Annotated in this window: 2 protein-coding genes; one reads left to right on the forward strand and one right to left on the reverse strand. The window is 24.7% G+C overall.

Annotation, left to right across the window (positions count from 1 at the left end; genetic code table 11):
* Positions 1-99 precede the first annotated feature (99 nt).
* Entirely contained in the window at positions 100-873 is a 774-nt protein-coding gene (locus tag HMPREF2580_RS03985) for a hypothetical protein (RefSeq protein ID WP_083321657.1), read from the reverse strand.
* 657 nt (positions 874-1,530) lie between these two features.
* On the opposite strand from HMPREF2580_RS03985, the gene HMPREF2580_RS03990 reads away from it, so the two are divergent.
* The gene (locus tag HMPREF2580_RS03990) at positions 1,531-2,367 is read left to right on the forward strand and encodes a DUF4238 domain-containing protein (protein WP_070830545.1); all 837 of its coding nucleotides are present in this window, start codon (positions 1,531-1,533) and stop codon (positions 2,365-2,367) included.
* Positions 2,368-2,467 lie beyond the last annotated feature (100 nt).

Here is a 2,467-nt window from a genome sequence, read left to right on the forward strand (position 1 = left end):
ATTTTATAGCACAAAATAAAATAAGTTAAGCGGGAAGACCCACCTAACTTAGTCTTTCAATACATACTATAGTCATTTATTAAGTATAATTATTAATATTCAGGAACTCAAATAATCAAAGTGGTATATTATTTCGTCTAACTTTTTAGATTTATTAATGATTTCGTAATTACTTTTCTCTAACGTAAGTTGATATTTTTTGACCAAATAATAAGTTGTATCACCTCTATACTTCGGCTTTATAATATAATAATTATTATTTCCGTTTAGTATTATATAGTAGTTTTCTAATTCATTAGCCTTTATTCTAAATAATGTATCATCCACTGGAATTCTCAATATAAACACAGATCTAATTATATAAACAAATAATATAAGAGTGTTCAAAACCATTAATATTTCATTTATAATAATAGAATTATCACTTAAATACATATATTTGCCTTTATTGAATAATAAAACCACTAAAAAATAGAAAATCCAATATTTTGTAACAATTAGTATAGGTAGATAAATTAACTTTTTCATGGCATATATATAATTGATTGAAGATACTGTACCATCAGTATATTCTTTATCTGGTGGTACTAATCTACTTAAGTTCATTTTTTCAAAAATTAAATTTATAATTAATACAAATAAAAAAGAAATCAAAAAACATGCTAATATATGGTTGTATACCAATGAAAATGTATGTAAAATTGTTTTTTTAAGCTCATCATTAAATCCTTCTATTAACTTATCTATCGGAATTTTTAAATACCAAATAATAAGAGCAAAACCAAAAATTCCATAGTGTAATGGAATTGAATATCTTTCTTCAATTTGCTTTTTGAATTTGTCAATATAATTAATAATAACTGAAATATTCATAACATCACCTCGTAATATTTATAAAGCTTACATCACATTATTTATTAAGTATAGTTATCTTAAAATGAATTATAAGTATACTCTCTACTATATAGGTAATAGGTATATAATTACTTTGTAGAAAACCCTTTTTATTATGTCTATTAACTTTAATTTTAAAAAGTTACTTATTATTATGATTAATATAATCAATAAATCACTTTATATTGATCCTTGTTTTTAAAGCATATAAATCTACAGTCTTTACAGTATAATCCATTCTCTGTGCTTTCTTTTTAAAATGATTTGTTGACGATTAATTCTATCCATTTCATAATAGTTTTACTATACAAGCATCGCAAAAATTGCAATGATAGCTTATAAAAAAATACTGAAATCCCTTATTGATTTGCTATAAACATATTTTTAGTAAATTGTTCTAATTGCTAAATTAGCATATTAGTAAAGTAACTTTTTTCATAATAAAATAACTATTCACTTATGATAATTATTTCTGTGATTCATAAAAATGATTATCATATTTAGTTAGCTATTTTTTATGCGTTTTAGTTTTATAATAAAAATGCAACGAAGTATAATACAAAAAGTAATAGATATTTAGGTTATTAAAATATAAGAATATGTGATAAAATAATTTTTTCACTAGTAGGAGGGCTTATGGTAACAAGGAAACAGCATTATTATCCAAGAGGTTTATTAAAACACTTCGCTAATGAACAAAACAAAGTTTATGTATATATACCACAGTCGAATAAAATTAGTACAATGGATTACGCAAACGTTTGTGTAAAAAAAGATACATATGAGAGCAATGATAAAGTTGATAATATATTAGAAAATATACTAGGAAATTACGAATCTCAGGTATGCTCTATAGTAGAAATCATCCTAAAAAATACTGATGTATATGAATTATCAATCACAGTTAGCCAACAACAAATCTTGTATAGATACATGTGGTTACAATTTTTAAGAACTGATGCAGGAAGAATTCATTTTATGAGTTTATATGAAAATATATTTTCCTACAAAAATAGAACCCAACCAATTGAATTGGAAGAAATTAAAAATAATAAAAATCAAGAAAGAATTAACAACTTCAATTATGTATTTAAGCAAACTAAAGTATTAGAAAAGTTTTTAAAAGCAATAGAAATACCCGATAATATGTTTTTTCACATTGCAAGAAGTAGAACAGATTTAATAACAAGTGACAATCCTGTAATAATTACAGATAATGGGAAACAATTACTCCTTCCTATTTCCCAAAATTTATGTATTGAATTCCAAGATGCCTCTGCGAACTATTCAAATAATCTAATAGTTGAGCTCTTCCCCCAAAAAGCTCGATACTTAAAGGAAGCAACGATAAACACAGCTAATTACTGCGTAATTGCTAATAATCCTGTTGATATAAAACTTAATAACTATATATATAAACGTTTTAGAAAAGAAAATTGGAAAATTGGTGCACCACATATTCCTAAAGTATGACACTGTAGATATAAAATTACATGTTAATACGTAGTGTTTATATCGAGATTCCTGAGGGTGTAGTGCCAACCGAAGACCAAGGCTGAGACGGCACCCTAGG

The organism is Staphylococcus sp. HMSC036D05 (genome assembly GCF_001836225.1).
GTDB lineage: Bacteria > Bacillota > Bacilli > Staphylococcales > Staphylococcaceae > Staphylococcus > Staphylococcus caprae.

Bases quoted from the DNA above. Each gene is read 5' to 3' on its own strand.
- HMPREF2580_RS03985 (WP_083321657.1), bottom strand. From the start codon at position 873: ATGAATATTTCAGTTATTATTAATTATATTGACAAATTCAAAAAGCAA.
- HMPREF2580_RS03990 (WP_070830545.1), top strand. From the start codon at position 1,531: ATGGTAACAAGGAAACAGCATTATTATCCAAGAGGTTTATTAAAACAC.